Origin of the sequence: Pseudomonas sp. D1-1, from assembly GCF_051132225.1 — a bacterium.
GTDB lineage: Bacteria > Pseudomonadota > Gammaproteobacteria > Pseudomonadales > Pseudomonadaceae > Aquipseudomonas.
The window spans coordinates 2,172,156-2,198,781 of sequence record NZ_CP071676.1; the positions used below are offsets into that span (position 1 = coordinate 2,172,156).

The following is a 26,626-nucleotide window of genomic DNA, read 5'->3' on the forward strand; positions in this document are numbered from 1 at the left end:
CGTCATGAGCACTTTCATCACCCGCGACGGCACCGAGATCTACTACAAGGATTGGGGCAGTGGCCAACCGGTGGTCTTCAGCCACGGCTGGCCGTTGAATTCGGACAGTTGGGAGGCGCAGATGATGTTCCTGGCGTCCAACGGCTATCGGGTGATTGCCCACGACCGTCGTGGTCACGGGCGTTCCAGCCAGCCCTGGGACGGCAATGACATGGACACCTACGCCGATGACCTGGCCGAGCTGATCGAGCGCCTGGACCTCAAGGACGCGGTGTTGCTCGGTTTCTCCACCGGCGGTGGCGAAGTGGCGCGCTACATCGGTCGGCATGGCGCCGCCCGCGTCGCCAAGCTCGGCCTGATCTCGGCGGTCACGCCGCTGATGCTCAGGACCGCGGCCAACCCCGGCGGCCTGCCCGTTGAGGTATTCGACGGCTTCCGCCAGGCCTCTCTGGCCGATCGTTCTCAGCTATACAAGGATGTGGCCAGCGCGTTTTTCGGCGCCAACCGTCCGGGTGCCAAGGTGTCCCAGGGCATGATCGACTGGTTCTGGATGCAGGGCATGCTCGCCGGCCACAAGAACGCCTACGACTGCATCAAGGCCTTCTCGGAAACCGATCTTTCCGAAGACCTGCGCAACATCGACGTGCCGACCCTGGTGGTGCATGGCGATGACGACCAGGTAGTGCCGATCGAAACCGCCGGCATCGCGGCCGCCAAGCTGCTCAAGAACTCGCAGCTGCTGGTCTATCCGGGCGCGCCCCATGGTCTGACCGACACCCACAAGGACCGGCTGAACGCCGACCTGCTGGCGTTCATCCAGGGTTGATCAAGCCATGAACCTGTGGGAGCAAGCCAGCTCCCACAGTTTAAACAGGACCTCACACCCATGAACCGCAACGATCTACGCCGCCTCGACATGAACCTGCTGGTGATCTTCGAGGCGCTGATGTTCGAGAAGAACCTGACCCGTGTCGCCGAAAAGCTCTTCATGGGCCAGCCGGCGGTGAGCGCGGCGCTCGGGCGGCTGCGGGATCTGTTCGATGATCCGCTGCTGATCCGTCACGGGAGGGGCATGGAACCGACGCCTCGGGCCCTGGCGATCCTGCAAGAATTGCAGCCGGCCATGGACACCATTTCCGGCGCGGTCAGCCGGGCCAAGGCGTTCGACCCGTCCACCAGTTGCGACGTGTTCCGCATCGGTCTGTCCGATGATGCCGAATTCGGCCTGTTTCCACCGCTGCTCAGTCAATTGCGCGAAGAAGCGCCGGGCATCATCGTGGTGGTGCGCCGGGCCAATTTCCTGCTGATGTCGTCGTTGCTCGCCAGCGGCGAAATCAGCGTCGGCGTCAGCTACACCACCGACCTGCCGGCCAATGCCAAGCGCAAGAAACTGCGGGACATTCCCTGCAAGGTCCTGCGTGGCGACAAGCGCCCGGGGCCGCTGACCCTGGACGACTACTGCTCGCGACCCCACGCCATGGTGTCGTTCTCGGGCGACCTGAGCGGCAACATCGACCTGGACCTGGCGCGCATCGGCCGGGCCCGCAAAGTGGTCTTGGCAGTGCCGCAATTCAGCGGCCTGCGCGCCTTGCTGGCGGGCACCGAGCTGATCGCCACGGTACCGGACTACGCCGCCTGCGCGCTGGTGGAGGGCTGCGCCTTGCGCGCCGAAGACCCGCCGTTCGAGATCAATGCCGCCGAGTTGTCGATGGTCTGGAGCGGCGTCCACGACAATGACCCCGCCGAGCGCTGGCTGCGCTCGCGCATCGCCACCCACATGTCCCAACCGTTGCCGGCAGCCGCCTCGACGGACCCGGCCGGAGCTCACCGATGAACGCCACTGACGAACGCCGCATGCAGGACCTCGGCCTGCTGTTCCTGCGCCTGAGCGGCGCGCTGTTTCTGCTGTGGGTCCATGGCTTGCCGAAGCTGCTGAACTACAGCGCCGAGCTGACCCGCATCGAAGACCCGTTCCACCTCGGCGCGGCGCCCACGCTGATCCTGGCAATTTTCGCCGAGGTGCTTTGCCCGCTGCTGATCATGGCTGGCGTGCTGGTGCGCCTGGCGTGCTTGCCCATCCTCTTCCTGCTGGCCGTTGCGCTGCTCGTGGTGCACCCGCAATGGAGCCTGGAAGAAGGCCAGTTCGGCTGGTTGCTGCTGATCATATTTACCAGCGTGTTCATTGCTGGCCCGGGAGGCCTGGCGATCAACGCGCGTTTTGCTGGAGTGCTGCGTCATGCCTGAATCCCAAACCCTTGAATCAACCGCGATCCCGGCGATCCCCGGCTTCGATGAAATCGTCACCCTGGTAGTCAAGCACCGGGTCAAGGCCGGGCAGGACGGCGCCTATGAAGCCTGGTTGCGGCGCATCGTCAGCGTGGCCGGCCAATGGCCGGGGCATCTGGGCGTGGACGTAGTCCGGGGCAAGCAGGGCGGGTTGTCGCTGTTCACCTGCGTGCTGCGGTTCTGCTCCACCGAGGCCATGCAGCGCTGGCTGGACTCGCCCGAGCGCCGCGAACTGGTGGAAGAGGCCGCGCCGCTGCTGGCGGACGGCGACCAGACAGAAGTCGCTCCGCACAAGGAATTCTGGTTCGCCCCGCTGGCCGATGCCGCCACGCCGCCACCGCGCTGGAAGCAATCGGTGGTGACCTTGCTGGTCATCCTGCCGCACACCTTGCTGGTGCCGTTGCTCTGGGGCCCGCTGTTGCAACTCAACGCGTTTCTGTCCAACTACGTGGTCGCCACGTTCCTGATCACCGTGACCATCGTGCTCTCGGTGGTGTACGTGTGCATGCCGCTGGCGACGCGTCTGTTCGCGCCGTGGCTGGAAGCGTCCAAGGCCCACCAACACCTGGAGCCCGGCGATGGCCAATAAAGACGACCCGACCGATCCGCTGCGCCGCCAGTTGCTGGCCGCCGGATCCCTGCTCAGCGCGGCGGCGGCTTTCTGGCCACGCCTGTCTCTTTCCTCTTCCCATCCAGAAGGACATCCAATGAACGCCGATCTGATTCTGTTCAATGGCCAGTTCCATACCGTCGACCGTGAAAAACCTCGCGCCAGCGCGGTTGCCATCAGCCAGGGCCGTTTCGTCGCCGTGGGCACCGATGCCGAGGCCATGGCCTTGCGTGGCAGCGGCACCCAGGTCATCGACCTCAAGGGCCGCACCGTCATTCCCGGCCTCAACGACTCGCACCTGCACCTGATCCGCGGTGGCCTGAACTACAACCTGGAGCTGCGTTGGGAAGGTGTGCCGTCCCTGGCCGACGCCTTGCGCATGCTCAAGGACCAGGCCGATCGCACCCCGACCCCGCAATGGGTACGGGTGGTGGGGGGCTGGAACGAATTCCAGTTCGCCGAAAAGCGCCTGCCGACCCTGGAAGAACTGAACCAGGCCGCGCCCGACACCCCGGTGTTCGTATTGCACCTGTACGACCGCGCCTTGCTCAACCGCGCCGCGCTGCGGGTGGCCGGCTACACCCGCGACACGCCGAACCCGCCGGGCGGCGAGATCGTTCGCGATGCCAACGGGAATCCGACCGGCATGCTGGTGGCGCGGCCCAACGCGATGATCCTTTACTCGACGCTGGCGAAAGGGCCGAAGCTGCCGCTGGAATACCAGGTCAACTCCACCCGCCAGTTCATGCGCGAGCTCAATCGCCTGGGCCTGACCAGCGCGATCGACGCCGGCGGCGGCTATCAGAACTACCCGGACGACTACGAAGTCATCGAGCAGTTGGCTCGCGAGCAGCAGTTGACGGTGCGCATCGCCTACAACCTGTTCACCCAGAAGCCCAAGGAAGAACTCACCGACTTCAAGAACTGGACCGGCAGCGTCAAGCTGCACCAGGGCGACGATTTCCTGCGGCACAACGGTGCCGGGGAAATGCTGGTGTTCTCGGCGGCGGACTTCGAAGACTTCCTCGAACCGCGTCCGGACCTGCCGCCGGGCATGGAGCAGGACCTGGAGCCGGTGGTGCGTCATCTGGTCGAGCAGCGCTGGCCGTTCCGCCTGCACGCCACCTATGACGAATCCATCAGCCGCATGCTCGACGTGTTCGAGAAGGTCAACCGCGACATTCCGTTCAACGGCCTGCCGTGGTTCTTCGACCACGCCGAGACCATCACGCCGAAAAACATCGAGCGGGTCCGCGCGCTGGGCGGTGGCATCGCCATTCAGGACCGCATGGCCTTCCAGGGTGAATATTTCGTCGACCGCTACGGCGCCAAGGCCGCCGAAGCCACGCCGCCGATCAAGCGCATGCTGGCCGAAGGCGTACCGGTGGGCGCCGGCACCGACGCCACCCGGGTCTCCAGCTACAACCCGTGGACCTCGCTGTACTGGATGGTCAGCGGCCGCACCGTCGGCGGCCTCTCGCTGCACGAAGAAGGCCTGCCGCGGCTGACCGCGTTGGAGCTGTTCACCCATGGCAGCGCCTGGTTCTCCTCGGAGCAGGGCAAGAAGGGCCAGATCAAGGTTGGTCAACTGGCGGACCTGGCAGCCCTGAGCGCGGATTTCTTCAGCGTCGAGGAAGAAGCCATCAAGTGGATCGAATCGGTGCTGACCGTCGTGGACGGCAAGGTCGTCTACGCCGCTGGCGACTTCGAAAAACTCGGCCCGGCCAGCGTCCCGGTACTGCCGGACTGGTCGCCGGTGGTCAAGGTTCCCGGCCACTGGCGTCCGGCTTCGCCATTGCAGGCGCAAGTCCACCAGTGCAGCGGGCCGTGCAAGGTGCATTCCCACAGCCATGAACGGGCGCGTCTGTCGAACGTGCCGGTCAGCGACTTCCAGGGGTTCTGGGGCGCGTTTGGCTGTTCGTGTTTTGCCTTTTAACTGAGACGCGGAATTCCCCTGTGGGAGCGAGCTTGCTCGCGATGGCGGCGGAACACTCAACGTGCCGCCGCCTGACACTCCGCTATCGCGAGCAAGCTCGCTCCCACATTGGTTTCAATATATCCATCCCAAAGGAGTCATCCCATGAGCAACGTTCCCGCCTACAACCGCCTGAACAAAGACGACGCGGTGGTCCTGCTGGTCGATCACCAGACTGGCCTGATTTCCCTGGTCCAGGATTTCTCGCCCAACGAGTTCAAGAACAACGTGCTGGCCCTGGCTGACCTGGCCAAGTTCTTTGGCCTGCCGACCATCCTGACCACCAGTTTCGAACAGGGCCCCAATGGCCCGATCGTGCCGGAGCTCAAGGAAATGTTCCCGGACGCGCCGTATATTCCGCGCCCTGGCCAGATCAATGCCTGGGACAACGAAGACTTCGTCAAGGCGATCAAGGCCACCGGCCGCAAGCAATTGATCATCGCCGGCGTAGTGACCGATGTCTGCGTGGCGTTCCCGACCCTGTCGGCCCTGGCTGAAGGTTTCGACGTGTTTGTCGTGACCGACGCCTCGGGTACGTTCAACGAAACCGTGCAACAAGCCGCCTGGGTGCGCATGACCGCCGCCGGCGCGCAGATGATGAACTGGTTCTCGGTGGCCTGTGAGCTGCACCGCGACTGGCGCAACGACATCGAAGGCCTGGGTAACCTGCTGTCCCAGCGCATCCCCAACTACCGCAACCTGATGAACAGCTACTCGGCGCTGACGGCCAAATAAGCGCGCCTTGCTGGACGACGCCCGCCTTGTGCGGGCGTTTTTGTGTCGGGCCTTTGATGGTGGGCAGCTGTACTGGCCTCATCGCGAGCAAGCTCGCTCCCACAGGTGATTTGTGAACGCCTCGAATCCCTGTGGGAGCGAGCTTGCTCGCGATGAGGCCGGCACATTCAACAGCTGGCCAATCTGACCTGCCAAGACCACAATGCCCGCTGGAACCCGATGACTGTCCACCCACGGAATGACAATGAACCCCTTCGAAGAAATGCGCATCTTTGCCCAGGTCATGGAGTCGGGCAGTTTCACCGCCGCGGCGGACAAACTCGGGCTGTCCAAGCAGTTCGTCAGTCGCAAGTTGATGGAGCTGGAGCAGCGGCTGGGGGTTCGGTTGCTCAATCGCTCGACGCGCCGCCTGGACGTCACTCCGTTGGGCCAGCGCTATCATGAGGCGGCGTTGCGCCTGCTCAGCGAAGTCGAGCAGGTGGAGCAGGGCATCAGTGGCCAGACCAGCGAGCCGCGCGGAACCATCCGCCTCAGCGCTCCGTTGTCCTTCGCCGTGGCGCACCTGGGCAGCCTGCTGCCGCTGTTCTTGCAGCGCTACCCGGATGTCACCGTGGAGGTCGACCTGAGTGATCGTTCGGTGGACCTGCTGGGGGAGGGGTACGACCTCGCACTGAGGATCGGCGTGCTGGAAGATTCGACCCTGATCGCCCGGCGCATTGCGAGTATCGAGCGAGTGTATTGCGCGAGCGCCGCCTACCTGGCGCAGCGAGGCACGCCGACGCGACCGGAAGACCTGCGCACCCACGACTGTTTGCCGTACGGGCACAGCCGTCAGGTGCAGTGGCGATTCGCCGGAAAGGGCAAGCCGTTGGCGCTGGAAGTGGTGGGACGCATGCGTGCCAATAACGGCGACTTGCTCAGGGATGCGGCGATTGCCGGCATGGGGATTACTTATCTGCCGACCTTCATCCTCGGTGAGGCGTTGAGGGATGGGCGGCTGATCCAGGTATTGGAGGGATTCGAGACCGAGCCCCTGACGCTGTCGGCGGTCTATCCGCAGCACCGACAAAGCTCGCGACCGGTGCAGGCGTTGGTGGAATTCTTGCGTGAACACATGCAGTAGGTGGCGCAAAACGCATTCAGCCGTCCCTGGGACGGCTGAATTTCAAGGCGCCTTGATCAGGCAGCCAGGTTGGCGGTGAACTCTTTTTTGTACTGGGCCTTCACGGCTTCCATCTGGTTGCCCAGTTCTTCGAGCTTGGCCTTGCCGAGGATTTCTTCGGCTTTAGGGAACATTTCTTCCTCTTCTTCTTCGATGTGATGCTCGAGCAGCTCCTTGACCACTTTCACGCGACCGGCGAACTCAGGCTGGGAAGGGTCGGTGTTTTTCAGGTCGGGTAGCACCAGGGAATCGACGGTGCGGTGCTCTTCCTTGGCTTCGTAGTACATCTCGGCTTCGTCCTTGCCGCCTTCCTGTTTGAAGGCCGGATAAAGGATTTCTTCTTCCAGGCGGGTATGGATAGACACTTCCATTTCCAGCTTGGCCAACAGTTCGGTGCGTTTCTTGATGGCGCGGTCGGTTGATTCGCTCAACTGGGACAGGATGCCCTTCACGCGTTCATGGTCCGCTTTCAACAGGTCGATGGCGTTCATGTGTTGCTCCTCGGTCATTCACGGATGCGGGCCGGCTTCAAGCGCCGACGCCACGTAACAAGGACAGGTGCATCCACCGTGCCAGCCGAGCCGCTTGATAAAATTCTTTGTAATCAATGACTTAAATTATCGAGGATTTTCGCCATCGTGCAGGCTGCATGAGGCCCGCTGAAAACGCCTTGCACTTTGCGCTGCCGCGGGTGTTGGTGGCTGATCGAGCCCAGGTCATCGATCTTCGCGTGTGTGCCACAGGCGTAGCAGGTAAAGGGTGGAGCCGATTATTTCATAGCGCATTTCGTAGGGGCCGACCTGGATTCTGCGCACGTTCCGAGGGTCGAACTCTTCCAGGCGTTCACCCATGCGTGGGTTGGTCAGCAGAGCGGTCGGCGCCGCCGTGAGCTGTTGTACCGTTCGCGCGGCGGCGGGTTGATTCACCAGCGCCAGAAATTCATAAAGTCGGGCGATGTCGGAAAGCGCCTTGCTGGTCCACTTCAACTCCATCAGCGCGGTACCGGTAACGGGGTGTCGGTGCTGAGACTGTCGGCCCAAGCCTGGACAGCCTGGTGATCAACCACGCGGCCAGCGTCAACATCGGCCAATGCCTCATGAGTCAGACGGCTGCGTTCCTCCTCCTGTTCGATCCAGGCAGATAGCGCTTGTTTGACGATCCAGTTCCTGGAGCGCTCCAGGCGCTCGGCCATCAGGTCGACTTTTTCAGCCAGGTCCACCGGGACATGAGCGGTGACCGACCGGGTTTTCGTGGTGGTTGTCATGACGGAATTCTCCTTGGCGGTTGGCTGTGCAAGCCAGTCTTCTAGGGCGATGATTATAGATGAGTGGTTGCGATTTAATCTGCCAAAAAATTAATCAAACCTAATAACAATCTCGGAAAACCACCAAACCGTGGCGAGGGAGCAAGCTCCCTCGCCACGGTTTCAAATCCAGCTCAAAAAAAATGCCCGCATCTCACGATACGGGCATTTGTCAGCGATGACGCTCAGGCGATCAGCCGGTCAGGCCCGCCTGCTGGACCAGCGTCAGCAACGGCTGCGGGTACACACCGAGGAAGAACGCCAACACCGCGATGGCCAGCAGCATCACGCCGCCTGCCTTCTGTTCCCAGTGCAGCTCGGCATCGTGACGACGCAGGTTGGGTTCCATCAGGTACAGGGTGACCATCACGCGCAGGTAGTAGAACACGCCGATGGCACTGCCCAGCACCAGGGAGCCGACCAGCCACCATTGGTGGGCCTCGACGCCGGTGGCGATGATGTAGAACTTGCCGATGAAGCCGGCGGTCAGCGGGATGCCGGCCAGGGACAGCATCATCACGGTCAGCACGGCGGTCAGGTACGGACGGCGCCAGAACAGGCCGCGGTACTCGTACAGGGCGTCGGCGTCGCGGCCGTTGTACGGCGAGGACATCAGGGTGATCACGCCGAAGGCGCCGAGGCTGGTGATCACGTAGGTCACCAGATACACGCCGATGGCTTCCACGGCCAGGCCTTTGCTGGCGATCAGGGCGATCAGCAGGTAGCCGAAGTGGGCGATGGACGAGTAACCGAGCAGACGCTTGAGGTTGCTCTGGGTCAGCGCCAGCAGGTTGCCAAACAGGATCGACGCGATGGCGATGATCGTCAGCACATTGCTCAGGACACCGCTGCTGGCCACTGGCGAGATCTGGAACAGTCGCACCATCACCGCGAACACCGCCACTTTCGAAGCGGTAGCCAGGAACGCCGCCACCGGCGCCGGGGCGCCTTCGTAGACGTCCGGGGTCCAGAGGTGGAAGGGCACCAGCGACAACTTGAACGCCAGGCCGATCAGCATCATGCCCAGGCCCAGTTGCGCGATCGGGCTAGGCAGGCCGGTGGCCGCCAGGGCCTGGCCGATGCCGACGAAGCTCAGGGTGCCGGCTTCGGCGTAGAGCAGGGCCATGCCGAACAACAGGAACGCGGAACCGGCCGCCGACAGCACCATGTACTTGATGCCGGCTTCCAGGGAGCGCTTGTTGAAGAAGGCATAGGCCACCAGGCCGTAGACCGGTACCGACAGCAGCTCCAGGCCAATGAACAGGCTGGCCAGGTGCTGCGCGCTGACCAGGACCAGGCCACCGGCGGCGGCCATCAGGATCAGCAGGTACAGTTCTTCGCGGTTGCCCGGGTAACCCGAACCGCCGTCACCCAGGTAGGCGTGGGCGAGGGTGACGCAGGCGAGGGTGGCGACCAGGATCAGCGCCATGTACAGGCAGGCGAAGCTGTCGATCTGGATCAGTGGCGTGACCGCCAATGGCGCGACTTTCAGGGCCGGCAGGATCGACAGCAAGGCCAGGTTCAGCCCCGCCACCGACAGCAGGAAGGTCTGCGAGTGATTGCGCCGCCAGGCGATCGCCAGCATCACCACGATGATCGTGGCGCTGGTGATCAACAGCGGCGCAAGCGCGATAAAGTGTTGAATCGTGAATTCCATAGCGCTCTTACCGGGCCGAAGCGAGTTGAGAGAAGGCGGTGCCGAGCCACTGCTGCACGCCATGCATCGTGGCGGCAGAGGTGTCGAGGAACGGTTGCGGGTAGACGCCGAGGTAAACCAGCAGCACCGCAAGGCCGAGCACCATGATCAGTTCGCGACCGTCCATGCCCCGCAACACTTCGTCCGACTTGGCCGGACCGAAGTAGGCGCGGTGGATCATGATCAGCGAGTAGACCGAACCGAACACCAGGCCGGACGTCGCGATCGCGGTGATCCACGGTGCGCTGACGAACGAGCCGATCAGGATCAGGAACTCGCCGACGAAGTTGCCGGTGCCTGGCAGACCCAGGGAAGCGGCCGCGAAGAACAGGCTGATGGCCGGCAGGTAGGCGATGCGCGACCAGATGCCGCCCATTTCACGCATGTCCCGGGTGTGCAGGCGCTCGTACAACTGACCGCTGAGGATAAACAGCGCCGCGGCCGACAGGCCGTGGGCGAGCATCTGGATCACCGCGCCTTGCAGGGCCAGCTGGCTGCCGGAGTAGATCCCGATCAGCACGAAGCCCATGTGCGAGACGCTGGAGAAGGCGATCAGGCGCTTGATATCGCTCTGGGCAAATGCCAGGAACGCACCGTAGAAAATCCCGATCAGGCCCAGGGTCATGGCAATCGGCGCGAACTCCGCCGAGGCATTCGGGAACAGCGGCAGGGCGAAACGCAGGAGGCCGTAGGCCGCCGTTTTCAACAGGATACCGGCCAGGTCCACGGAACCGGCGGTCGGTGCCTGGGCGTGGGCGTCCGGCAGCCAGGAGTGGAACGGCACCACCGGCAGCTTCACCGCGAAGGCGATGAAGAAGCCCAGCATCAGCACGTATTCGGTGGTGCGCGACATCTGCACTTTCAACAGGTCGGCGTAATTGAAGGTAATCACGCCAGTATTGTTGAAGTTCACCAGCACCAGGCCAAGGATCGCCACCAGCATGATCAGGCCGGAAGCCTGGGTGAAGATGAAGAACTTGGTCGCCGCGTAGATCCTGGTTTTCTTGCCGTCCGAAGAACTGTGACCCCAGAGCGCGATGAGGAAGTACATCGGCACCAGCATCATTTCCCAGAAGAAGAAGAACATGAACAGGTCCAGCGCCAGGAACACGCCGACGACACCGCCCAGGATCCACATCAGGTTCAGGTGGAAGAAACCGACGTGACGCTGGATCTCTTTCCAGGAGCAGAGTACCGAGAGAATACCCAGCAGGCCGGTCAGCAGGATCATCAGCAGCGACAGGCCGTCGAGGGCCAGGTGCACGCTGATGCCGAAGCGCTCGATCCAGGTGTGCTTGAACTCAAGCGCCCAGGTCGGATCGGCGCCAGGCGCCGGTGCAAATGAATAGTCGCCGGTCGCCCACAGCCAGAGGCCGAGCGCGAGTTCCAGGGACATGGTCAGCAGCGCAATCCAGCGCGGGAGGGTAGAGCTGGAACGCTCCGCCATCCAGCACAGCAGGCCGCCGATGAAGGGGATCAGGATTAGCCAGGGCAGAATCATGACGGGCTCGTTTCCTTTCGCAAGTTCGCAAGGTTCATATCAGACCGCTACCAGCACGATGGCGCCGATAACCAGCACGGCGCCAGCCGCCATGGAAGCCGCATACCAACGCAGTTGACCGGTCTCGGTACGGCTCAGGGCGGTGTGGCCGCCCTTGGCCATGCGCGGGATCAGGCCAATGGTCTGGTCGAGCGGGTCTTTGCGCAGAATGTGGCTGATCGCAAGGTATGGCTTGACGAACAGTTTGTCGTAGATCCAGTCGAAGCCCCAGGCGGCGAACCACCAGGCCGAGAGGAAACGCCCGATGCCGCTGTTGGCGATGGCCGTGACGAAGCGGCGCTTGCCAAGGAACAGCAGGGCGGCCAGCAGGATCCCCGCCAGGGCGATGGCACCCGAGGCGATTTCCAGGCTGTGCTTGGCTTCGCCGCCGGCATGGCCGACGCTTTGCGGCAGCACATCGGCCAGCGGTGGGGTGATCATTGCGCCGACAAAGGTCGACAGCACGATCAGCACCGACAGCGGCAGCCAATGGGCGATGCCGTGGCCGGCGTGGGCTTCGGTCTTGGCTTCACCGTGGAACGCGATGAAGATCAGGCGGAAGGTGTACAGCGAAGTCATGAACGCACCCACCAGGCCGGCATAGAGCAGACCCTGGTTACCGCTGGCGAACGCTTCCCAGAGGATTTCGTCCTTGGAGTAGAAACCGGCGGTGACCAGTGGCAGGGCCGCCAGGGCCGCGCCGCCAACGATGAAGCTGGCGTAGGCCAACGGCAGTTTTTTCCACAGGCCGCCCATCTTGAAGATGTTCTGCTCGTGGTGGCAGGCAACGATCACCGCACCGGAGGCAAGGAACAGCAGGGCCTTGAAGAACGCGTGGGTCATCAGGTGGAAGATCGCGCCTTCCCAGGCGCCGACACCCAGGGCCAGGAACATGTAGCCGATCTGGCTCATGGTCGAGTAGGCGAGGATACGCTTGATGTCGGTCTGCACCAGCGCGGCAAAACCGGCCAGCACCAGGGTCACGCCGCCAACAAGGCCGACCAGGTGCAGGATGTCCGGCGCCAGGGCGAACAGGCCATGGGTACGGGCGATCAGGTAGACGCCTGCGGTGACCATGGTCGCGGCGTGGATCAGTGCCGAAACCGGGGTCGGGCCGGCCATCGCGTCCGCCAGCCAGGTCTGCAGCGGCAGTTGCGCGGATTTACCGACAGCACCGCCCAGCAGCATCAGGGTCGCCAGGACGATCCAGAAGTCGCCGGCCTTGAAGTGCTCCGGAGCACGAACCAGCAGCTCCTGGATGTTCAGCGTGCCCAGTTGCTGGAACAGGATGAACAGGCCGATGGCCATGAACACGTCGCCGATGCGGGTCACGATGAATGCCTTGAGCGCGGCGTTACCGTTGTTGCGGTTGCTGTAGTAGAAACCGATCAACAGGTACGAGCACAGGCCCACGCCTTCCCAGCCGAAGTACAGGAACAACAGGTTATCGCCGAGTACCAGGAACAGCATGCTGGCGATGAACAGGTTGGTGTAGGCGAAGAAGCGCGAGTAACCGGCTTCACCGCGCATGTACCAGGAGGCGAACAGGTGGATCAGGAAACCCACGCCGACCACCACGCCAAGCATGGTCACTGACAGGCCGTCCAGGTAGAGGGCGAAGTTCGGCGTGAAGCCTTCCACCGCCATCCACTGCCACAGCACCTGCACGTACCGGCCACCTTCCGGTGGGGCGACGTTGAATTGCCAGATCACGTAGGCGGTGATGAGGGCGGACAGGCCGATCGAGCCCACGCCGACCAGCGCCGAAAGGTTTTCCGACCAGCGTCCACGGGAGAAAGACAGCAGCAGGAAACCGATGAGGGGAAATACGAAAGTCAGGAAGAGAAGGTTCATCCGCGCATCTCGCTGGCAGCGTCAATATCGAGAGTGTGGAAGCGGCGGTACAGCTGCAACAGGATCGCCAGGCCGATACTGGCCTCGGCGGCTGCCAGGCTGATCACCAGGATGAACATGATCTGTCCATCCGGTTGCGCCCAGCGCGCGCCCGCGACGATGAAGGCCAGGGCGGAGGCATTCATCATGACCTCCAGGCTCATCAGCACGAACAGAATGTTGCGGCGGACCATCAGGCCGACCAGACCGAGACAGAACAGGATGCCGGCAACCGCCAGACCATGCTCGAGAGGGATAGCAGGCATGTGATTACTCCTTCGCCTCGTTACGGCCCAAATGGAACGCCGTGACGACTGCGGCAAGCAGCAGCATCGAGGCGAGTTCGACCACCAGCAGGTACGGACCGAACAGGCTGATGCCCACGGCCTTGGCGCCTACGGTGGTGTGGCCGATGGCCTGGCCGCTCTGGTGGGCGAACAGCACATACAGCAGTTCACCCAGCAGCAGCGCGGAGAGAATCACCGGTCCGGCCCAGATGCCCGGCTTGAGCCAGGAGCGTTCCTGCTGGACGGCCGCCGGACCCAGGTTGAGCATCATCACCACGAATACGAACAGCACCATGATGGCGCCGGCGTAGGCGATCACTTCCAGGGCACCGGCGAACGGTGCTCCGAGAGCGAAAAAGGTCATGGCCACGGCGATCAGCGAAATGATCAGGTAGAGCAGGGCGTGCACAGGATTGGTGTTGGTGACCACACGAAGCGTGGACACCACCGCGATACCCGATGCGAAATAGAAAGCGAATTCCATCTTTCTTCCTTAAGGCAGCAAGCTCTTCACGTTGATCGGTTCGGCTTCGTTCTGCGCGGCGCCTTTCGGCTTACCGGCAATGGCCATACCTGCAACACGATAGAAGTTGTAATCAGGGTTTTTACCGGGACCGGAAATCAGCAAGTCTTCTTTCTCGTACACCAGGTCCTGACGCTTGAAGTCGGCCATTTCGAAATCCGGCGTGAGCTGGATCGCGGTGGTCGGGCACGCTTCCTCGCACAACCCGCAGAAAATGCAGCGCGAGAAGTTGATACGGAAGAAGTCCGGGTACCAGCGACCGTCTTCGGTCTCGGCTTTCTGCAGCGAGATGCAACCTACCGGGCACGCCACGGCGCACAGGTTGCAGGCCACGCAGCGTTCCTCACCGTCGGGGTCGCGGGTCAGGACGATACGGCCGCGATAACGCGGCGCCAGGTAGACCGCTTCTTCCGGGTATTGCAGGGTGTCGCGCTTGCGAAAGCCATGGCCGAAGATCATGACCAGGCTTCGCAGTTGGGTACCGGTACCCTTAACGATGTCGCCAATATATTTGAACATGGGTCAAATCCTCACTGAACCGCGGCCGCAGGCGCGTTCATCAAAACGATCGCAGCGGTCACCAGCATGTTGATCAGGGTCAGCGGCAGGCAGAATTTCCAGCTGAAGTCCATCACCTGGTCGTAGCGTGGGCGCGGGATCGAGGCGCGCAGCAGAACGAACAGCATGATGAAGAACGCGGTCTTCAGGGCGAACCAGACGAAGGACAGTTGCGGCAGGATGCCGAACGGACCGTGCCAGCCACCGAAGAACAGCGTTACCAGCAGCGCCGAGATCAGGATGATGCCGATGTACTCGCCAACGAAGAACATGCCCCATTTCATGCCGGCATATTCAATGTGGTAACCGTCGGCCAGTTCCTGTTCCGCTTCCGGCTGGTCGAACGGGTGACGGTGAGTCACGGCCACGCCGGCGATGAAGAAGGTACAGAAACCGAAGAACTGCGGAATGATGAACCACAGGTTCTGGGCCTGGTACTCGACGATGTCGCGCATGTTGAACGAGCCGGCCTGGATCACGATGCCCATCAGCGACAGGCCCATGAACACTTCATAGGACACGGTCTGGGCCGAGGCCCGCAGGCTGCCGAGCAGGGCGAACTTGTTGTTGCTCGACCAACCGGCGAACAGCACCGCGTACACCGACAGACCGGCCATGGCGAAGAAGAACAGCAGGCCGATGTTCAGGTCCGCCACGCCCCAGGTCGGGGTGATCGGGATGACCGCGAAGGCGATCAGCAAGGCGCTCATGGCCACGACCGGTGCCAGGGTGAAAATCACCTTGTCGGCAAACGGTGGCGTCCAGTCTTCCTTGAAGAACATCTTGATCATGTCGGCGGCGATCTGGAACATGCCGAACGGGCCGACGCGGTTCGGACCGTAGCGGTCCTGCCACCAGCCGAGCAGGCGACGTTCGACGAAGCTCAGCAACGCGCCGCAGACCACCACGGCCAGCAGGATCACGATGGCCTTGAGGACCGTCAGGATCACCGCGATCACTTCAGGGGTGAACCAGCTCATTGCGCTGCCTCCTGCAGACCGTCGACAGTCTTGCCGAAAATCGCCGGTGGAATGCCCGCCAGGCCAGCCGGCAGGGCCACCAGGCCGGCGCCCAGTTCTTCATTGATGCGCAGTGGCAGACGCAAGGTCCGGCCCGCAACGTTCAGGCTCAGCAAGGCGCCATCGTTGACGCCCAGGCGATCGGCTTCGGACTTGGCCAGCGACACGTAGGCCGCCGGGATGCGCTCCTGCACCGGCTCGGCCTTGGAAGAGTTCTCTTCACTGCCGAACAGGTGATGGAACGGCACGACCTGCCAGGTGCCCGGTGCCGGATTGAAGGCGCGTGGCACGCTGGCGAACCAGCCGAGGCCATCGCCCTGGCTTTCGATCAGGCGGGTGCCCGGATCACCGGCGCGCAGGTGACCGCCGACTTCGTCCTGGAACTTGTTCCAGGCTTGCGGCGAGTTCCAGCCCGGCGACCAGGCGAACGGCACCTGGGAGCGCGGTTCGGCGGAGCCCGAGTAACCTTCCATGGAGAAGGCGAACGCGGTGTCCTGGTCCTGCGGCATACGCGGTTCGTGCACGCTAATGTTCGCGCGCATCGCGGTGCGACCGGAGTAGCGCAGCGGTTCGCGCGCCAGCTTCAGGCCCTTGATGCGGAACGCGGCGGACGGCGCGGCGTCGACGATGCGGCTCAACTGCGGGCTGCTCGAAGCGACGGCCGCGGTGACGTGGTCCAGCTGGGTCCAGTCGATCGGCTGGTTCAGCAGGGTCGCGCGCAAGGCATGCAGCCAGCGCCAGCCTTCGTGGACCAGGATGCTGGCGTCCAGGTATTGCGGGTCAAAGACCTGGAAGAAGCGCTGGGCGCGACCTTCCTGGCTGACCAGCGTACCGTCGCCTTCGGCGAAGCTCGCCGCCGGCAGCACCAGGTCGGCGCGGTCGGTGGTGGCGGTTTTCTGATGGTCGGCGACGATCACTACCTTGGCAGCGTTCAGCGCAGCATCGACCTTGGCATTGTCGGTGCGGGTGAACAGGTCGTTCTCCAGCACCACGATGGCATCGGCGCTGCCGTCGATCACTGCTTGCAGGGCGGCATCGACCGATTCGCCACCGAGCATGGCCAGGCCGAGGCTGTTGGCTTCCGGCACGACCAGGCTGATGGAACCGTTCTTCTCGCGCAGCTTCAGGGCCTTGGCGATGTTGGCGGCGGCTTCGATCAGCGCCTTGGAACCCAGCGAGGTGCCGGCGATGATCAATGGACGCTTGGCCGCCAGCAGGGCGTCGGCGATGCGCTGGGCCAGGCCGGCGGCTTCGCTGTCCAGGCCGTCGACGGCCGGGGCGCTGGCGTCCAGGGCGTGGGCGACGGCAAAACCGATGCGCGCGAGGTCGTCCGGAGCGGCGTGGACGCATTCTTCGGCGACGTCGTCGAGCTTGGTTTCAGCGAGGCTGGCGATGAACAGCGGGTTCAGCGCGTCCTGGCCGATGTTCTTCACCGCAGCGTCGAGCCATGGCTGGACGCGCATGGCGTCGGCCATGTCCTCGGCCTTGCCTTTTACCGACTGGCGCAGGGCCAGGGCCATGCGGGCGGCGGTCTGGGTCAGGTCTTCGCCGAGGACGAACACCGCATCGTGATCTTCGATGTCGCGCATCGTCGGCACGGGCAGCGGGCTGTCCTTGAGCACTTGCAGCACCAGGCGAATACGTTCCAGCTCGCCGGCTTCGATGCCGCTGTAGAAGTGCTCGGCACCGACCAGCTCACGCAGGGCGTAGTTGCTTTCCAGGCTGGCCCGTGGCGAACCGATGCCGACAATGTTGCGACCGCGCAGCAGTTCGGCGGCCTTGTCCAGGGCTTCGTCCAGGCTCAGCTTGGCGCCATTGGCGAGCAGCGGCTGGCGCGGGCGGTCCTTGCGATTGACGTAGCCATAGCCGAAACGGCCACGGTCGCAGAGGAAATACTGGTTCACCGAACCGTTGTAGCGGTTCTCGATGCGACGTAGTTCGCCGTAGCGTTCGCCCGGGCTGATGTTGCAGCCGCTGGAGCAGCCGTGGCAGATGCTTGGCGAGAACTGCATGTCCCACTTGCGGTTGTAGCGCTCGGAGTGAGTCTTGTCGGTGAACACACCGGTCGGGCAGACCTCGGTGAGGTTGCCGGAGAACTCGCTTTCCAGGGTGCCGTCTTCAACGCGACCGAAGTACACGTTGTCGTGGGCGCCGAACACACCGAGGTCGGTGCCGCCGGCGTAGTCCTTGTAGAAACGCACGCAACGGTAGCAGGCGATGCAGCGGTTCATCTCGTGGGAAATGAACGGGCCGAGGTCCTGGTTCTGGTGGGTGCGCTTGGTGAAGCGATAACGGCGCTCGTTGTGGCCGGTCATCACGGTCATGTCTTGCAGGTGGCAATGGCCGCCTTCCTCACAGACCGGGCAGTCGTGAGGGTGGTTGGTCATCAGCCATTCGACGACGCTGGCGCGAAACACTTTCGCTTCTTCGTCGTCGATGGAGATCCAGCTGCCGTCGGTGGCGGGGGTCATGCAGGACATGACGATCCGACCACGCTTGTCGTTTTCGTCGGTGTACTGCTTGACCGCGCACTGGCGACAGGCGCCAACGCTGCCAAGGGCGGGGTGCCAGCAGAAATAAGGAATGTCGAGGCCCAGCGACAGACATGCCTGTAACAGGTTGTCTGCGCCATCGACTTCGAGCTCTTTGCCGTCTACGTGGATAGTGGCCATGGTTCAAAGTTCTTCGTTGGCCCGGTGTCAGCGGGCGTGGCTAATGGAATCTTGTTGTTCGTCCGAATCCAAACAGCCTCGGTGAAAAGGCGTCATCGAACGAAAGGCGAAGGGCACGGACCCTTCGCCTTGTTAAGCGTCGTTACGCGCCGACCATGGTCGGCGTGACCACCTGATTGAGATCGCCCGCGCGGGTTGGCGCGATGCCGGCCTCGAACTCAGGGCGGAAGTATTTGATTGCGCTGCCCAACGGCTCCACGGCACCCGGTGCGTGAGCACAGAAGGTCTTGCCTGGGCCGAGGAAACCGACCAGCCCCAGCAGGGTCTCGATGTCGCCGGCCTGGCCCTGGCCGTTCTCGAGGGCCATCAGCAGCTTGACGCTCCATGGCAGGCCGTCGCGGCAAGGGGTGCAGAAACCGCAGGACTCGCGGGCGAAAAACTGCTCCATGTTGCGCAGCAGGGAGACCATGTTGACGCTGTCGTCCACCGCCATCGCCAGGCCGGTACCCATCCGGGTGCCGACCTTGGCGATGCCGCCGGCGTACATTTGTGCGTCAAGGTGTTCCGGCAACAGGAAACCGGTACCGGCGCCGCCGGGCTGCCAGCACTTGAGCTTGTAGCCGTCGCGCATGCCGCCGGCGTAGTCCTCGAACAGCTCGCGCGCGGTGACGCCGAACGGCAGTTCCCACAGGCCAGGGTTCTTGACCTTGCCGGAGAAGCCCATGAGCTTGGTGCCCATGTCTTCGCTGCCGTCACGGGCCAGGGATTTGTACCAGTCCACGCCGTCGGCGATGATCGCCGGCACGTTGCACAAGGTCTCGACGTTGTTCACGCAGGTCGGCTTGCCCCACACGCCAACAGCGGCGGGGAAGGGCGGCTTGGAGCGCGGGTTGGCGCGGCGGCCTTCGAGGGAGTTGATCAGGGCGGTTTCTTCACCGCAGATGTAGCGCCCGGCGCCGGTGTGGACGAACAGCTCGAAATCAAAACCCGAGCCCAGGATGTTCTTGCCCAGCAGGCCTGCGGCCTTGGCTTCTTCGACGGCACGGTTCAGGTGCCTGGCGGCGGTGGTGTATTCGCCGCGCAGGAAGATGTAGCCACGGTAGGTTTTCAGCGCGCGGGCACTGATCAGCATGCCTTCGATCAGCAGATGGGGCAGTTGCTCCATCAGCATGCGGTCTTTCCAGGTGTTGGGTTCCATCTCGTCCGCGTTGCACAGCAGGTAGCGGATGTTGATGGACTCGTCCTTGGGCATCAGGCCCCACTTCACACCCGTGGGGAAGCCCGCGCCGCCACGGCCCTTGAGGCCGGCGTCTTTCACGGTCTGGACGATGTCGTCGGCGGCCATGTCGGCGAACGCCTTGCGCGCGGCGGCATAGCCGTTCTTCGCCTGGTATTCGTCCAGCCACACCGCCTCGCCATCGTCACGCAGGCGCCAGGTCAGGGGATGGGTTTCGGCCGAACGCTGGATGCGGTTGGCGGGCCCGAAGGAAGTCAGGGTCATACGTAGCCCTCCAGCAGTTTGGCGACGCCATCCGGCTTGACGTCACCGAAGGTGTCGTCGTCGATCATCAGCGCCGGTGCCTTGTCGCAGTTGCCCAGGCAGCACACCGGCAGCAGCGTGAAGCGGCCGTCGGCGGTGGTCTGGCCCAGGCCAATGCCCAGCTTGCCCTGGATTTCGCTGACCACCGACTCGTGGCCGCCGATGTAGCAGACCATGCTGTCGCAGACGCGAATGATGTGGCGGCCGACCGGCTGACGGAAAATCTGGCTGTAAAACGTGGCGACACCTTCGACGTCGCTGGCCGGAATGCCGAGGATTTCGCCGATGGCGTAGAGCGCGCCATCGGGCACCCAGCCACGTTCCTTCTGGACAATCTTCAGGGCTTCGATCGACGCCGCGCGCGGGTCTTCGTAGTGATGCAGCTCGTGCTCGATGGCCGAGCGCTCGGTTTCGCTCAGGGCGAAACGGTCTGTCTGGATAAGCGTGCTGTTCATGCTTAGCGGTCCACGTCGGCCATAACGAAATCGATACTACCCAGGTACGCGATCAAGTCCGCGACCATGCTGCCTTTGATCACCGAAGGGATCTGCTGCAGGTGCGGGTAGCTTGGGGTGCGAATCCGGGTGCGGTAGCTCATGGTGCCGCCATCGCTCGTCAGGTAATAACTGTTGATGCCCTTGGTCGCTTCGATCATCTGGAAGGATTCGTTGGCCGGCATGACCGGGCCCCACGAAACCTGCAGGAAGTGCGTGATCAGGGTCTCGATGTGTTGCAGCGTGCGCTCTTTTGGCGGCGGCGTGGTCAGCGGGTGGTCCGCCTTGTACGGGCCTTCCGGCATGTTGCGCATGCATTGCTCGATGATCTTGACGCTCTGGCGCATTTCCTCGACGCGAACCAGGCAGCGGTCATAGGCATCGCCGCTGGACGCCAGCGGGACTTCGAACTCGAAGTTCTCGTAGCCGGAGTACGGGCGCGCCTTGCGCAGGTCGAAATCGAGGCCGGTGGCGCGCAGGTTCGGGCCGGTGACGCCCCATTCCAGCGCTTCCTTGGTGTTGTACGCGGCGACGCCGACGGTACGACCCTTGAGGATGCTGTTCTGCAACGCTGCCTTGGTGTATTCGTCCAGGCGCTTGGGCATCCACTCGACGAAATCCTTGACCAGCTTTTCCCAGCCGCGCGGCAGGTCGTGGGCAACGCCACCGATGCGGTACCAGGCCGGGTGCAGGCGGAAACCGGTGATGGCTTCGATCACGGTGTAGGCTTTCTGGCGGTCGGTGAAAGTGAAGAACACCGGCGTCATGGCGCCCACGTCCTGGATATAGGTACCCAGGAACAACAGGTGGCTGGTGATCCGGAAGAACTCGGCCATCATGATGCGGATCACGTTGACCCGGTCCGGCACCGTGATGCCCGCCAGTTTTTCCACCGACAGGACGTACGGCAGGTTGTTCATCACGCCGCCGAGGTAATCGATGCGGTCGGTGTATGGAATATAGCTGTGCCAGGACTGACGCTCACCCATCTTCTCGGCGCCACGGTGGTGGTAGCCGATGTCCGGGACGCAATCGACGATCTCTTCACCGTCCAGTTGCAGGATGATACGGAACGCACCGTGGGCCGAAGGGTGGTTCGGGCCCAGGTTGAGGAACATGTAGTCCTCGTTGGCGCCGGAACGCTTCATTCCCCAGTCTTCCGGCTTGAAACGCGCGGATTCTTCCTCGAGCTGCTGCTTGGCCAGGGTCAGGCTGTACGGGTCGAACTCGGTGGCGCGGGCCGGGAAGTCCTTGCGCAACGGGTGACCTTCCCAGGTCGGCGGCATCATGATGCGGGTCAGGTGCGGGTGGCCGGGGAAGTCGATGCCGAACATGTCCCAGACTTCACGCTCGTACCAGTTGGCGTTCGGCCAGATGCCGGTCACGGTCGGCACGCTGAGGTCGCTCTCGGACAAGGCGACCTTGATCATTACGTCACTATTACGCTCGATCGACAGCAGGTGGTAGAACACGGTGAAGTCGGCGCCCGGCAGACCCTGGCGCTTGGTGCGCAGGCGCTCGTCCACGCCGTGCAGGTCATAGAGCATGACGTACGGCTTGGGCAGGTTGCGCAGGAAAGTCAGGACTTCGATGAGCCTGGCGCGGGCAACCCAAAGCACCGGCATGCCGGTGCGGGTGGCCTGGGCGGTGAACGCCTCGGCGCCAAAGCGGTTGTTCAGTTCGACGACCACATCCTGGTCGTCTGCCTTGTAAGGCGGGATGTACAGAGCACTGCCTGTAGTCATGGTTATTTATCGCTTTCGGTCAACGTAAAGAATGAAGCCAGGTTCTCGTTTCTTCTACAGAACAGAGCTGGATCAGACTTCGTCGGGGCTGCGCAGGTTGGTGACTGCGATTCGCTGTTCGCGGCGCTGTTCCTTTTGCGACGGCATGTCGGCGCGATAGACGCCTTGATCACCGACGACCCAGGACAGTGGGCGACGCTCCTGGCCGATGGATTCCTGCAGCAGCATCAGGCCTTGCAGGAACGCTTCGGGGCGGGGCGGGCAGCCGGGCACGTAGACATCCACCGGCAGGAACTTGTCGACTCCCTGGACCACGGAATAAATGTCGTACATGCCGCCGGAGTTGGCACACGCGCCCATGGAAATGACCCACTTGGGTTCCAGCATCTGTTCGTACAGGCGCTGGATGATGGGAGCCATTTTCAGGAACGGCGTACCGGCGATAACCATGAAATCCGCCTGGCGCGGCGATGCCCGGATCACCTCGGCGCCAAAGCGCGCGATGTCGTGGGGCGCCGTGAAGGCGGTGGTCATTTCCACGTAGCAGCACGAAAGGCCGAAGTTGTACGGCCACAGGGAGTTCTTGCGACCCCAGTTGACCGTGCTGTTCAGCACGTCTTCGAGCTTGCCCATGAAGATGTTCTTGTGAACTTGATCCTCTAACGGATCGGAAACGGTTTCCCGCTTGCCGATCGGATACTGCTCGTTAGGAGCATCGGGGTCGATCCTGGTGAGATTGTATTGCATTGCCAAAGCCTCATTGTTTCAGCTTCGCCTGCCGCTTGCGCCGAGCTTCCGGAGCCCAATCAAGAGCCCCCACCCGGTAAAGGTAGACAAGACCTGCCAACAGAATTGCTATGAAAACGAGAGCTTCGACGAATCCGGTCCAGCCGCTTTCGCGGACGGACACAGACCATGCAAAGAGAAAAAGGGCTTCGATATCGAAGATCACGAAGAGCATCGCGACCAGATAGAATTTGGCTGAGAGCCGCAAGCGGGCGCCACCGGTAGGCAGCATGCCGGATTCGAACGGTTCATTCTTGCTGCGGCCCCAGGCTTTTGACCCGAGCAGGCTCGACACGCCGAGCATGAAGGCACACAGGCCGACAACACCCAGAAGGAAAATGGCAAAGCCCCAGTTGTGGGCCATGAGTCCTGTCGCTTCGGGCATGCTGGAAATCCTTAACAGAGAGCAAAGGTCTCTGAGCTTGAAAAGAAATAACGCAGTGACGATATGTCGCAGCAATCAATCGCGGTGATTTTATGGCTAAACACCGGGCAAGTAAAATTCCTATAGCGAAATTATTTATTGGAATAAGGACATAGCGCGCCTCCACGACCTCGCGAGCCCGGCCCCGTGGGGATTGGCTGTCGAATCCACAATGGAATTTCGTTTTGGATGTAACAATGAAAACGCCCTTCAAATGATAATTATTATTGTTTGGCCTGCGATCGCCGTATGGGCTCGATGCAACAACTGAGAACATGTCTTATATAGCGGTGATCGCAGTTGTCAGCGCCGGCCGTTTTACTCTTTTTCAGACTGCCCGTTACTGCGTTCGATCAATCTTTTTATCGGTTCGCGCATTTCCCTTGTGGGAGCGAGCCTGCTCGCGATTGCGGTGTGACAGTCACCGTAATATCCGCTGGGATGACGCCTTCGCGAGCAGGCTCGCTCCCACAGGGTTGAACAGGGTGTCTGTCATAGCATAGGCAAAAAAAAGCCCCGAACCAGTCGGGGCTTCAAATCGTCGGCTTTGCGGTTAGCTTTTATTCGGTCCGCAAGGGCCGTTTACGCGTGCAATCAGTGGAACTGTTCTTCTTCGGTCGAGCCGGTCAGTGCGGTCACCGACGAGGTACCGCCCTGGATCACCGTGGTCATGTCGTCGAAGTAGCCGGTGCCGACTTCCTGCTGGTGGGCCACGAAGGTGTAGCCTTTGGCGGCGTCAGCGAACTCCTGCTCTTGCAGCTTCACGTAGGCGGTCATGTCGTTGCGGGCGTAGTCGTGCGCCAGGTTGAACATGCTGTGCCACATGTTGTGGATGCCGGCCAGGGTGATGAACTGGTGCTTGTAGCCCATGGCGGACAGTTCGCGCTGGAACTTGGCGATGGTCGCGTCGTCCAGGTTCTTCTTCCAGTTGAAGGAAGGCGAGCAGTTGTACGACAGCAGTTGGTCCGGGTATTCCTTCTTGATCGCTTCGGCGAAGCGACGAGCTTCGTCCAGGTCCGGCTTGGCGGTTTCGCACCAGATCAGGTCGGCGTACGGGGCGTAGGCCAGGCCACGGGCGATGGCCTGGTCGAGACCGGCGCGCACCTTGTAGAAGCCTTCCTGGGTACGGGTGCCGGTGACGAACGGCTGGTCGTACGGATCGCAGTCGGAAGTCAGCAGGTCAGCGGCGTTGGCGTCGGTACGGGCCAGAATGATGGTCGGTACGCCGGCAACGTCGGCGGCCAGGCGCGCGGCGGTCAGCTTCTGTACGGCTTCCTGGGTGGGAACCAGTACCTTGCCGCCCATGTGGCCGCATTTTTTCACCGAGGCCAGCTGATCTTCGAAGTGCACGCCGGCGGCGCCTGCCTCGATCATGCTCTTCATCAGTTCGTAGGCGTTCAGTACGCCGCCGAAACCGGCTTCGGCGTCAGCCACGATTGGCGCGAAGTAGTCGATGTAGCCTTCGTCGCCCGGGTTCTTGCCGGCTTTCCACTGGATCTGGTCGGCACGACGGAACGAGTTGTTGATGCGCTTGACCACGGTTGGAACCGAGTCCACCGGGTACAGCGACTGGTCGGGGTACATGGACTCGGCGGAGTTGTTGTCCGCGGCCACTTGCCAGCCCGACAGGTAGATGGCCTGGATACCGGCCTTGACCTGCTGCACAGCCTGGCCGCCAGTCAGGGCGCCCATGCAGTTGACGAAGTCTTTCTCGGGACGGAAGGCTGGCTTGGCGCCCTGGGTGACCAGGTTCCACAGCTTCTCGGCGCCCATTTTCGCGAAGGTGTGCTCAGGTTGCACCGAGCCACGCAGACGGACGACGTCAGCAGCCGAATAATTGCGCTTCACGCCTTTCCAGCGCGGGTTTTCAGCCCAGTCTTTTTCAAGGGCTGCAATTTGCTGTTCGCGTGTCAGTGCCATGGAAATAAACCTCGTCGCGTCTTGTATGGATGGTCGTTCCGGGCTGGAAGGTTCCAGCTCGTCAATCGCACCAGTCATTGGTGTGAAGGGCTGCTCGCTGACCAGGAGGCTGGCGTACAAGTCGGTTGAGGCGGGGAGGCGACGGGATGAACGATGGGCTCGAGGGGAAAGTGAGCAGGTAGGGGCGAGCTGCGGGCGCATTCGGGCGTCGTGGGCCTTCATACGAACTCAGAGTGATGCCGGGTTACCTAGTTACGCTTCCGTCCCTCGGGACAACTTCGTTCCAGTCGCAACCTCGTCAAACACACCTTGTGGGCGGTACAGACACGAATCGGCTCGCAGGGTAGTTGCAAGCTTCGACCCGAAGGCCCTTGCCAGGGCCCCTGATTAGCGGGAGCGAGGCCATCATGCCTTCGGTTTTTTGGCTCGTCAAACGTTTTGTAGTGCTTTTTTTCAGGCACTACATCTTTGGTCTAATACGACTTATCAGTCAGTTTCTGGTGCTTCAGTTCAGCGTATCGACCTTGACCCGCAAAATCATGTCATCCCGGCCTTGGGTCGAGTAGCTGCGGGTCAGGCCTTGTTTATCGGCCTGATTCTGCCGATTCACCCCGGCCAGGGTGATCCACTCGCCCAGGCGCCCGCTGACGGTTGTGTCGGTGCTTTGCACGTTCACTACATCGGGACGTTCCTGGCTCATGCGGTCACGGTTGGTGCTGATGCTCAGATGAACGGTCTCGCCCGTGACGCTGGCCGTTACGTAAAAACCTTGGGTGACGTTGCGGTATTCGGTCTGGCTTTGCATGCGCCCATAGCCATCGGTCTGGTTGCTGGTGAAGGGCACGCTCTGGCCCACCTGGATCAGCGCCGGCTGGCCCTCGCTGGCCTGGATCTGCTGCACGCCGCCGTCACGGCTGGCGGTGCTGCGGTTGATGATGCGGGTCTGGCTGGGGGCGGCTCCGTTGATCGAGTAACCCTGATCGCCTTGCAGGTTGTTTTCATTGGTGTCGACCGTGATCAGCAAGCGCTTGGGAGCCACGTCGAGCTGCGCCAGGAATTGTCGAAGTTCTTCGATCTTGCCGGGTTCGGCGTTGACGATCAGTTGGTTGCCGTAAGCGCTGACCTGGCCATCCTTGCCGATGAAGTTCTGCGCCACCGGCAGCAAGTCCGCGCTGGTGCGGTAGTTCAGCGGCACGATTTCGGTAGCCGCCATGACTGACAGGCTGCAACCGAGCAGCAGGGTGGTCAGCAGGGTACGTAGGGACATGTCCATTTCTCCGCGAGACAAAAGCTGGATATTGCCAGTTTGTCGGCCCCGGGTGGGGCAAGTTGAATGGTAGACGGCAAAACGCCCCGGCATCGGTGGATGGCGGGGCGTTTTTGGGCGTTGCAGGATGTTGTTGCAGGCTGCCTTTGTGGCGAGGGGGCAGTGTTTTGTCGGGCTTTTGGGCAGGGTTT

25 protein-coding genes are annotated in these 26,626 nt (G+C 62.3%); 7 read left to right on the top strand and 18 right to left on the bottom strand.

Translation table 11 applies throughout. The annotated features are described in order from the left end of the window. Nucleotides 1-4: 4 nt before the first annotated feature. From J3P86_RS09825 to J3P86_RS09855, 7 genes are all read left to right on the top strand, one after another. A complete protein-coding gene (locus J3P86_RS09825) occupies nt 5-826 on the top strand; it encodes an alpha/beta fold hydrolase (protein WP_434695096.1) in 822 nt (273 codons plus the stop codon). A 60-nt stretch (nt 827-886) separates the two neighbouring features. Next, nucleotides 887-1,834 carry a LysR family transcriptional regulator gene (locus J3P86_RS09830; protein ID WP_305495573.1) on the top strand — a complete coding sequence of 316 codons (948 nt, stop codon included), beginning with the start codon at nt 887-889 and terminating at the stop codon, nt 1,832-1,834. Beyond that, nucleotides 1,831-2,244, top strand: a complete 414-nt coding sequence (locus tag J3P86_RS09835) for a DoxX family protein (protein ID WP_434674020.1) — start codon at nt 1,831-1,833, stop codon at nt 2,242-2,244. Before J3P86_RS09830 ends, J3P86_RS09835 begins: the two co-directional genes overlap by 4 nt. Beyond that, on the top strand, nt 2,237-2,875 hold the full coding sequence (locus J3P86_RS09840) for an antibiotic biosynthesis monooxygenase (protein WP_434603694.1): 639 nt from the start codon (nt 2,237-2,239) through the stop codon (nt 2,873-2,875). The genes J3P86_RS09835 and J3P86_RS09840 overlap by 8 nt, the downstream gene beginning before the upstream one ends. Nucleotides 2,876-2,993: 118 nt before the next feature. Next, nucleotides 2,994-4,832, top strand: coding sequence for an amidohydrolase (locus tag J3P86_RS09845; protein WP_434605052.1), 1,839 nt, complete (start codon nt 2,994-2,996; stop codon nt 4,830-4,832). A gap of 144 nt (nt 4,833-4,976) precedes the next feature. Continuing rightward, a complete protein-coding gene (gene ycaC / locus J3P86_RS09850; protein WP_030141308.1) occupies nt 4,977-5,606 on the top strand; it encodes an isochorismate family cysteine hydrolase YcaC in 630 nt (209 codons plus the stop codon). A 244-nt stretch (nt 5,607-5,850) separates the two neighbouring features. Then, nucleotides 5,851-6,729, top strand: coding sequence for a LysR family transcriptional regulator (locus tag J3P86_RS09855; protein ID WP_434700082.1), 879 nt, complete (start codon nt 5,851-5,853; stop codon nt 6,727-6,729). 56 nt (nt 6,730-6,785) lie between these two features. On the opposite strand, the gene J3P86_RS09860 is transcribed toward J3P86_RS09855, so the two are convergent. From J3P86_RS09860 to J3P86_RS09945, 18 genes are all read right to left on the bottom strand, one after another. Further along, nucleotides 6,786-7,259, bottom strand: coding sequence for a hemerythrin domain-containing protein (locus J3P86_RS09860; protein WP_305495568.1), 474 nt, complete (start codon nt 7,257-7,259; stop codon nt 6,786-6,788). Nucleotides 7,260-7,484: 225 nt separating this feature from the next. Continuing rightward, on the bottom strand, nt 7,485-7,760 hold the full coding sequence (locus J3P86_RS09865) for a type II toxin-antitoxin system RelE/ParE family toxin (protein WP_434674022.1): 276 nt from the start codon (nt 7,758-7,760) through the stop codon (nt 7,485-7,487). Beyond that, nucleotides 7,760-8,032: a CopG family ribbon-helix-helix protein gene (locus J3P86_RS09870; protein WP_434695093.1), complete on the bottom strand. Its 273-nt coding sequence runs from the start codon at nt 8,030-8,032 to the stop codon at nt 7,760-7,762. The genes J3P86_RS09865 and J3P86_RS09870 overlap by 1 nt, the downstream gene beginning before the upstream one ends. Nucleotides 8,033-8,264: 232 nt before the next feature. Beyond that, on the bottom strand, nt 8,265-9,728 hold the full coding sequence (nuoN, locus tag J3P86_RS09875; RefSeq protein ID WP_003203388.1) for an NADH-quinone oxidoreductase subunit NuoN: 1,464 nt from the start codon (nt 9,726-9,728) through the stop codon (nt 8,265-8,267). A 7-nt stretch (nt 9,729-9,735) separates the two neighbouring features. Next, on the bottom strand, nt 9,736-11,268 hold the full coding sequence (gene nuoM, locus J3P86_RS09880; RefSeq protein WP_434569028.1) for an NADH-quinone oxidoreductase subunit M: 1,533 nt from the start codon (nt 11,266-11,268) through the stop codon (nt 9,736-9,738). Nucleotides 11,269-11,307: 39 nt separating this feature from the next. Beyond that, a complete protein-coding gene (gene nuoL / locus J3P86_RS09885) occupies nt 11,308-13,161 on the bottom strand; it encodes an NADH-quinone oxidoreductase subunit L (RefSeq protein ID WP_434700083.1) in 1,854 nt (617 codons plus the stop codon). After that, nucleotides 13,158-13,466, bottom strand: a complete 309-nt coding sequence (gene nuoK, locus J3P86_RS09890) for an NADH-quinone oxidoreductase subunit NuoK (RefSeq protein ID WP_003180046.1) — start codon at nt 13,464-13,466, stop codon at nt 13,158-13,160. Before nuoK ends, nuoL begins: the two co-directional genes overlap by 4 nt. Nucleotides 13,467-13,470: 4 nt before the next feature. Continuing rightward, nucleotides 13,471-13,971: an NADH-quinone oxidoreductase subunit J gene (gene nuoJ, locus J3P86_RS09895; protein WP_030141317.1), complete on the bottom strand. Its 501-nt coding sequence runs from the start codon at nt 13,969-13,971 to the stop codon at nt 13,471-13,473. A gap of 9 nt (nt 13,972-13,980) precedes the next feature. After that, nucleotides 13,981-14,529 carry an NADH-quinone oxidoreductase subunit NuoI gene (gene nuoI / locus J3P86_RS09900; RefSeq protein WP_072392816.1) on the bottom strand — a complete coding sequence of 183 codons (549 nt, stop codon included), beginning with the start codon at nt 14,527-14,529 and terminating at the stop codon, nt 13,981-13,983. Between the two features lie 11 nt (nt 14,530-14,540). After that, on the bottom strand, nt 14,541-15,548 hold the full coding sequence (gene nuoH / locus J3P86_RS09905; RefSeq protein WP_186609329.1) for an NADH-quinone oxidoreductase subunit NuoH: 1,008 nt from the start codon (nt 15,546-15,548) through the stop codon (nt 14,541-14,543). Beyond that, nucleotides 15,545-18,259, bottom strand: a complete 2,715-nt coding sequence (nuoG, locus tag J3P86_RS09910) for an NADH-quinone oxidoreductase subunit NuoG (protein ID WP_434700085.1) — start codon at nt 18,257-18,259, stop codon at nt 15,545-15,547. Before nuoG ends, nuoH begins: the two co-directional genes overlap by 4 nt. Before the next feature lie 142 nt (nt 18,260-18,401). Continuing rightward, nucleotides 18,402-19,760: an NADH-quinone oxidoreductase subunit NuoF gene (gene nuoF, locus J3P86_RS09915; RefSeq protein ID WP_434624706.1), complete on the bottom strand. Its 1,359-nt coding sequence runs from the start codon at nt 19,758-19,760 to the stop codon at nt 18,402-18,404. Continuing rightward, nucleotides 19,757-20,254, bottom strand: a complete 498-nt coding sequence (gene nuoE, locus J3P86_RS09920) for an NADH-quinone oxidoreductase subunit NuoE (RefSeq protein WP_003180060.1) — start codon at nt 20,252-20,254, stop codon at nt 19,757-19,759. The genes nuoF and nuoE overlap by 4 nt, the downstream gene beginning before the upstream one ends. 2 nt (nt 20,255-20,256) lie before the next feature. Further along, entirely contained in the window at nt 20,257-22,038 is a 1,782-nt protein-coding gene (gene nuoC / locus J3P86_RS09925) for an NADH-quinone oxidoreductase subunit C/D (RefSeq protein ID WP_434603708.1), read from the bottom strand. A 72-nt stretch (nt 22,039-22,110) separates the two neighbouring features. After that, entirely contained in the window at nt 22,111-22,785 is a 675-nt protein-coding gene (locus tag J3P86_RS09930) for a NuoB/complex I 20 kDa subunit family protein (protein WP_186609323.1), read from the bottom strand. 10 nt (nt 22,786-22,795) lie between these two features. Next, entirely contained in the window at nt 22,796-23,209 is a 414-nt protein-coding gene (locus J3P86_RS09935; RefSeq protein WP_030141323.1) for an NADH-quinone oxidoreductase subunit A, read from the bottom strand. Between the two features lie 633 nt (nt 23,210-23,842). Next, complete coding sequence (gene aceA, locus J3P86_RS09940) at nt 23,843-25,168, bottom strand: isocitrate lyase (RefSeq protein WP_014337679.1); 1,326 nt, start codon at nt 25,166-25,168, stop codon at nt 23,843-23,845. A gap of 505 nt (nt 25,169-25,673) precedes the next feature. Further along, the gene (locus tag J3P86_RS09945) at nt 25,674-26,435 is read right to left on the bottom strand and encodes a secretin N-terminal domain-containing protein (RefSeq protein ID WP_434569022.1); all 762 of its coding nucleotides are present in this window, start codon (nt 26,433-26,435) and stop codon (nt 25,674-25,676) included. Nucleotides 26,436-26,626: the final 191 nt, after the last annotated feature.

Excerpts from the sequence above, each read along its gene's own strand:
- nuoJ (WP_030141317.1), bottom strand. The coding sequence starts at position 13,971 with ATGGAATTCGCTTTCTATTTCGCATCGGGTATCGCGGTGGTGTCCACG.
- J3P86_RS09825 (WP_434695096.1), top strand. The coding sequence starts at position 5 with ATGAGCACTTTCATCACCCGCGACGGCACCGAGATCTACTACAAGGAT.
- aceA (WP_014337679.1), bottom strand. The coding sequence starts at position 25,168 with ATGGCACTGACACGCGAACAGCAAATTGCAGCCCTTGAAAAAGACTGG.
- J3P86_RS09930 (WP_186609323.1), bottom strand. The coding sequence starts at position 22,785 with ATGCAATACAATCTCACCAGGATCGACCCCGATGCTCCTAACGAGCAG.
- J3P86_RS09835 (WP_434674020.1), top strand. The coding sequence starts at position 1,831 with ATGAACGCCACTGACGAACGCCGCATGCAGGACCTCGGCCTGCTGTTC.
- nuoM (WP_434569028.1), bottom strand. The coding sequence starts at position 11,268 with ATGATTCTGCCCTGGCTAATCCTGATCCCCTTCATCGGCGGCCTGCTG.
- nuoN (WP_003203388.1), bottom strand. The coding sequence starts at position 9,728 with ATGGAATTCACGATTCAACACTTTATCGCGCTTGCGCCGCTGTTGATC.
- J3P86_RS09860 (WP_305495568.1), bottom strand. The coding sequence starts at position 7,259 with ATGAACGCCATCGACCTGTTGAAAGCGGACCATGAACGCGTGAAGGGC.
- nuoK (WP_003180046.1), bottom strand. The coding sequence starts at position 13,466 with ATGCCTGCTATCCCTCTCGAGCATGGTCTGGCGGTTGCCGGCATCCTG.
- J3P86_RS09870 (WP_434695093.1), bottom strand. The coding sequence starts at position 8,032 with ATGACAACCACCACGAAAACCCGGTCGGTCACCGCTCATGTCCCGGTG.
- J3P86_RS09855 (WP_434700082.1), top strand. The coding sequence starts at position 5,851 with ATGAACCCCTTCGAAGAAATGCGCATCTTTGCCCAGGTCATGGAGTCG.
- nuoE (WP_003180060.1), bottom strand. The coding sequence starts at position 20,254 with ATGAACAGCACGCTTATCCAGACAGACCGTTTCGCCCTGAGCGAAACC.
- nuoI (WP_072392816.1), bottom strand. The coding sequence starts at position 14,529 with ATGTTCAAATATATTGGCGACATCGTTAAGGGTACCGGTACCCAACTG.
- J3P86_RS09830 (WP_305495573.1), top strand. The coding sequence starts at position 887 with ATGAACCGCAACGATCTACGCCGCCTCGACATGAACCTGCTGGTGATC.
- nuoH (WP_186609329.1), bottom strand. The coding sequence starts at position 15,548 with ATGAGCTGGTTCACCCCTGAAGTGATCGCGGTGATCCTGACGGTCCTC.
- nuoF (WP_434624706.1), bottom strand. The coding sequence starts at position 19,760 with ATGACCCTGACTTCCTTCGGGCCCGCCAACCGCATCCAGCGTTCGGCC.
- J3P86_RS09935 (WP_030141323.1), bottom strand. The coding sequence starts at position 23,209 with ATGCCCGAAGCGACAGGACTCATGGCCCACAACTGGGGCTTTGCCATT.
- nuoG (WP_434700085.1), bottom strand. The coding sequence starts at position 18,259 with ATGGCCACTATCCACGTAGACGGCAAAGAGCTCGAAGTCGATGGCGCA.
- ycaC (WP_030141308.1), top strand. The coding sequence starts at position 4,977 with ATGAGCAACGTTCCCGCCTACAACCGCCTGAACAAAGACGACGCGGTG.
- nuoC (WP_434603708.1), bottom strand. The coding sequence starts at position 22,038 with ATGACTACAGGCAGTGCTCTGTACATCCCGCCTTACAAGGCAGACGAC.
- J3P86_RS09845 (WP_434605052.1), top strand. The coding sequence starts at position 2,994 with ATGAACGCCGATCTGATTCTGTTCAATGGCCAGTTCCATACCGTCGAC.
- nuoL (WP_434700083.1), bottom strand. The coding sequence starts at position 13,161 with ATGAACCTTCTCTTCCTGACTTTCGTATTTCCCCTCATCGGTTTCCTG.
- J3P86_RS09865 (WP_434674022.1), bottom strand. The coding sequence starts at position 7,760 with ATGGAGTTGAAGTGGACCAGCAAGGCGCTTTCCGACATCGCCCGACTT.
- J3P86_RS09945 (WP_434569022.1), bottom strand. The coding sequence starts at position 26,435 with ATGTCCCTACGTACCCTGCTGACCACCCTGCTGCTCGGTTGCAGCCTG.
- J3P86_RS09840 (WP_434603694.1), top strand. The coding sequence starts at position 2,237 with ATGCCTGAATCCCAAACCCTTGAATCAACCGCGATCCCGGCGATCCCC.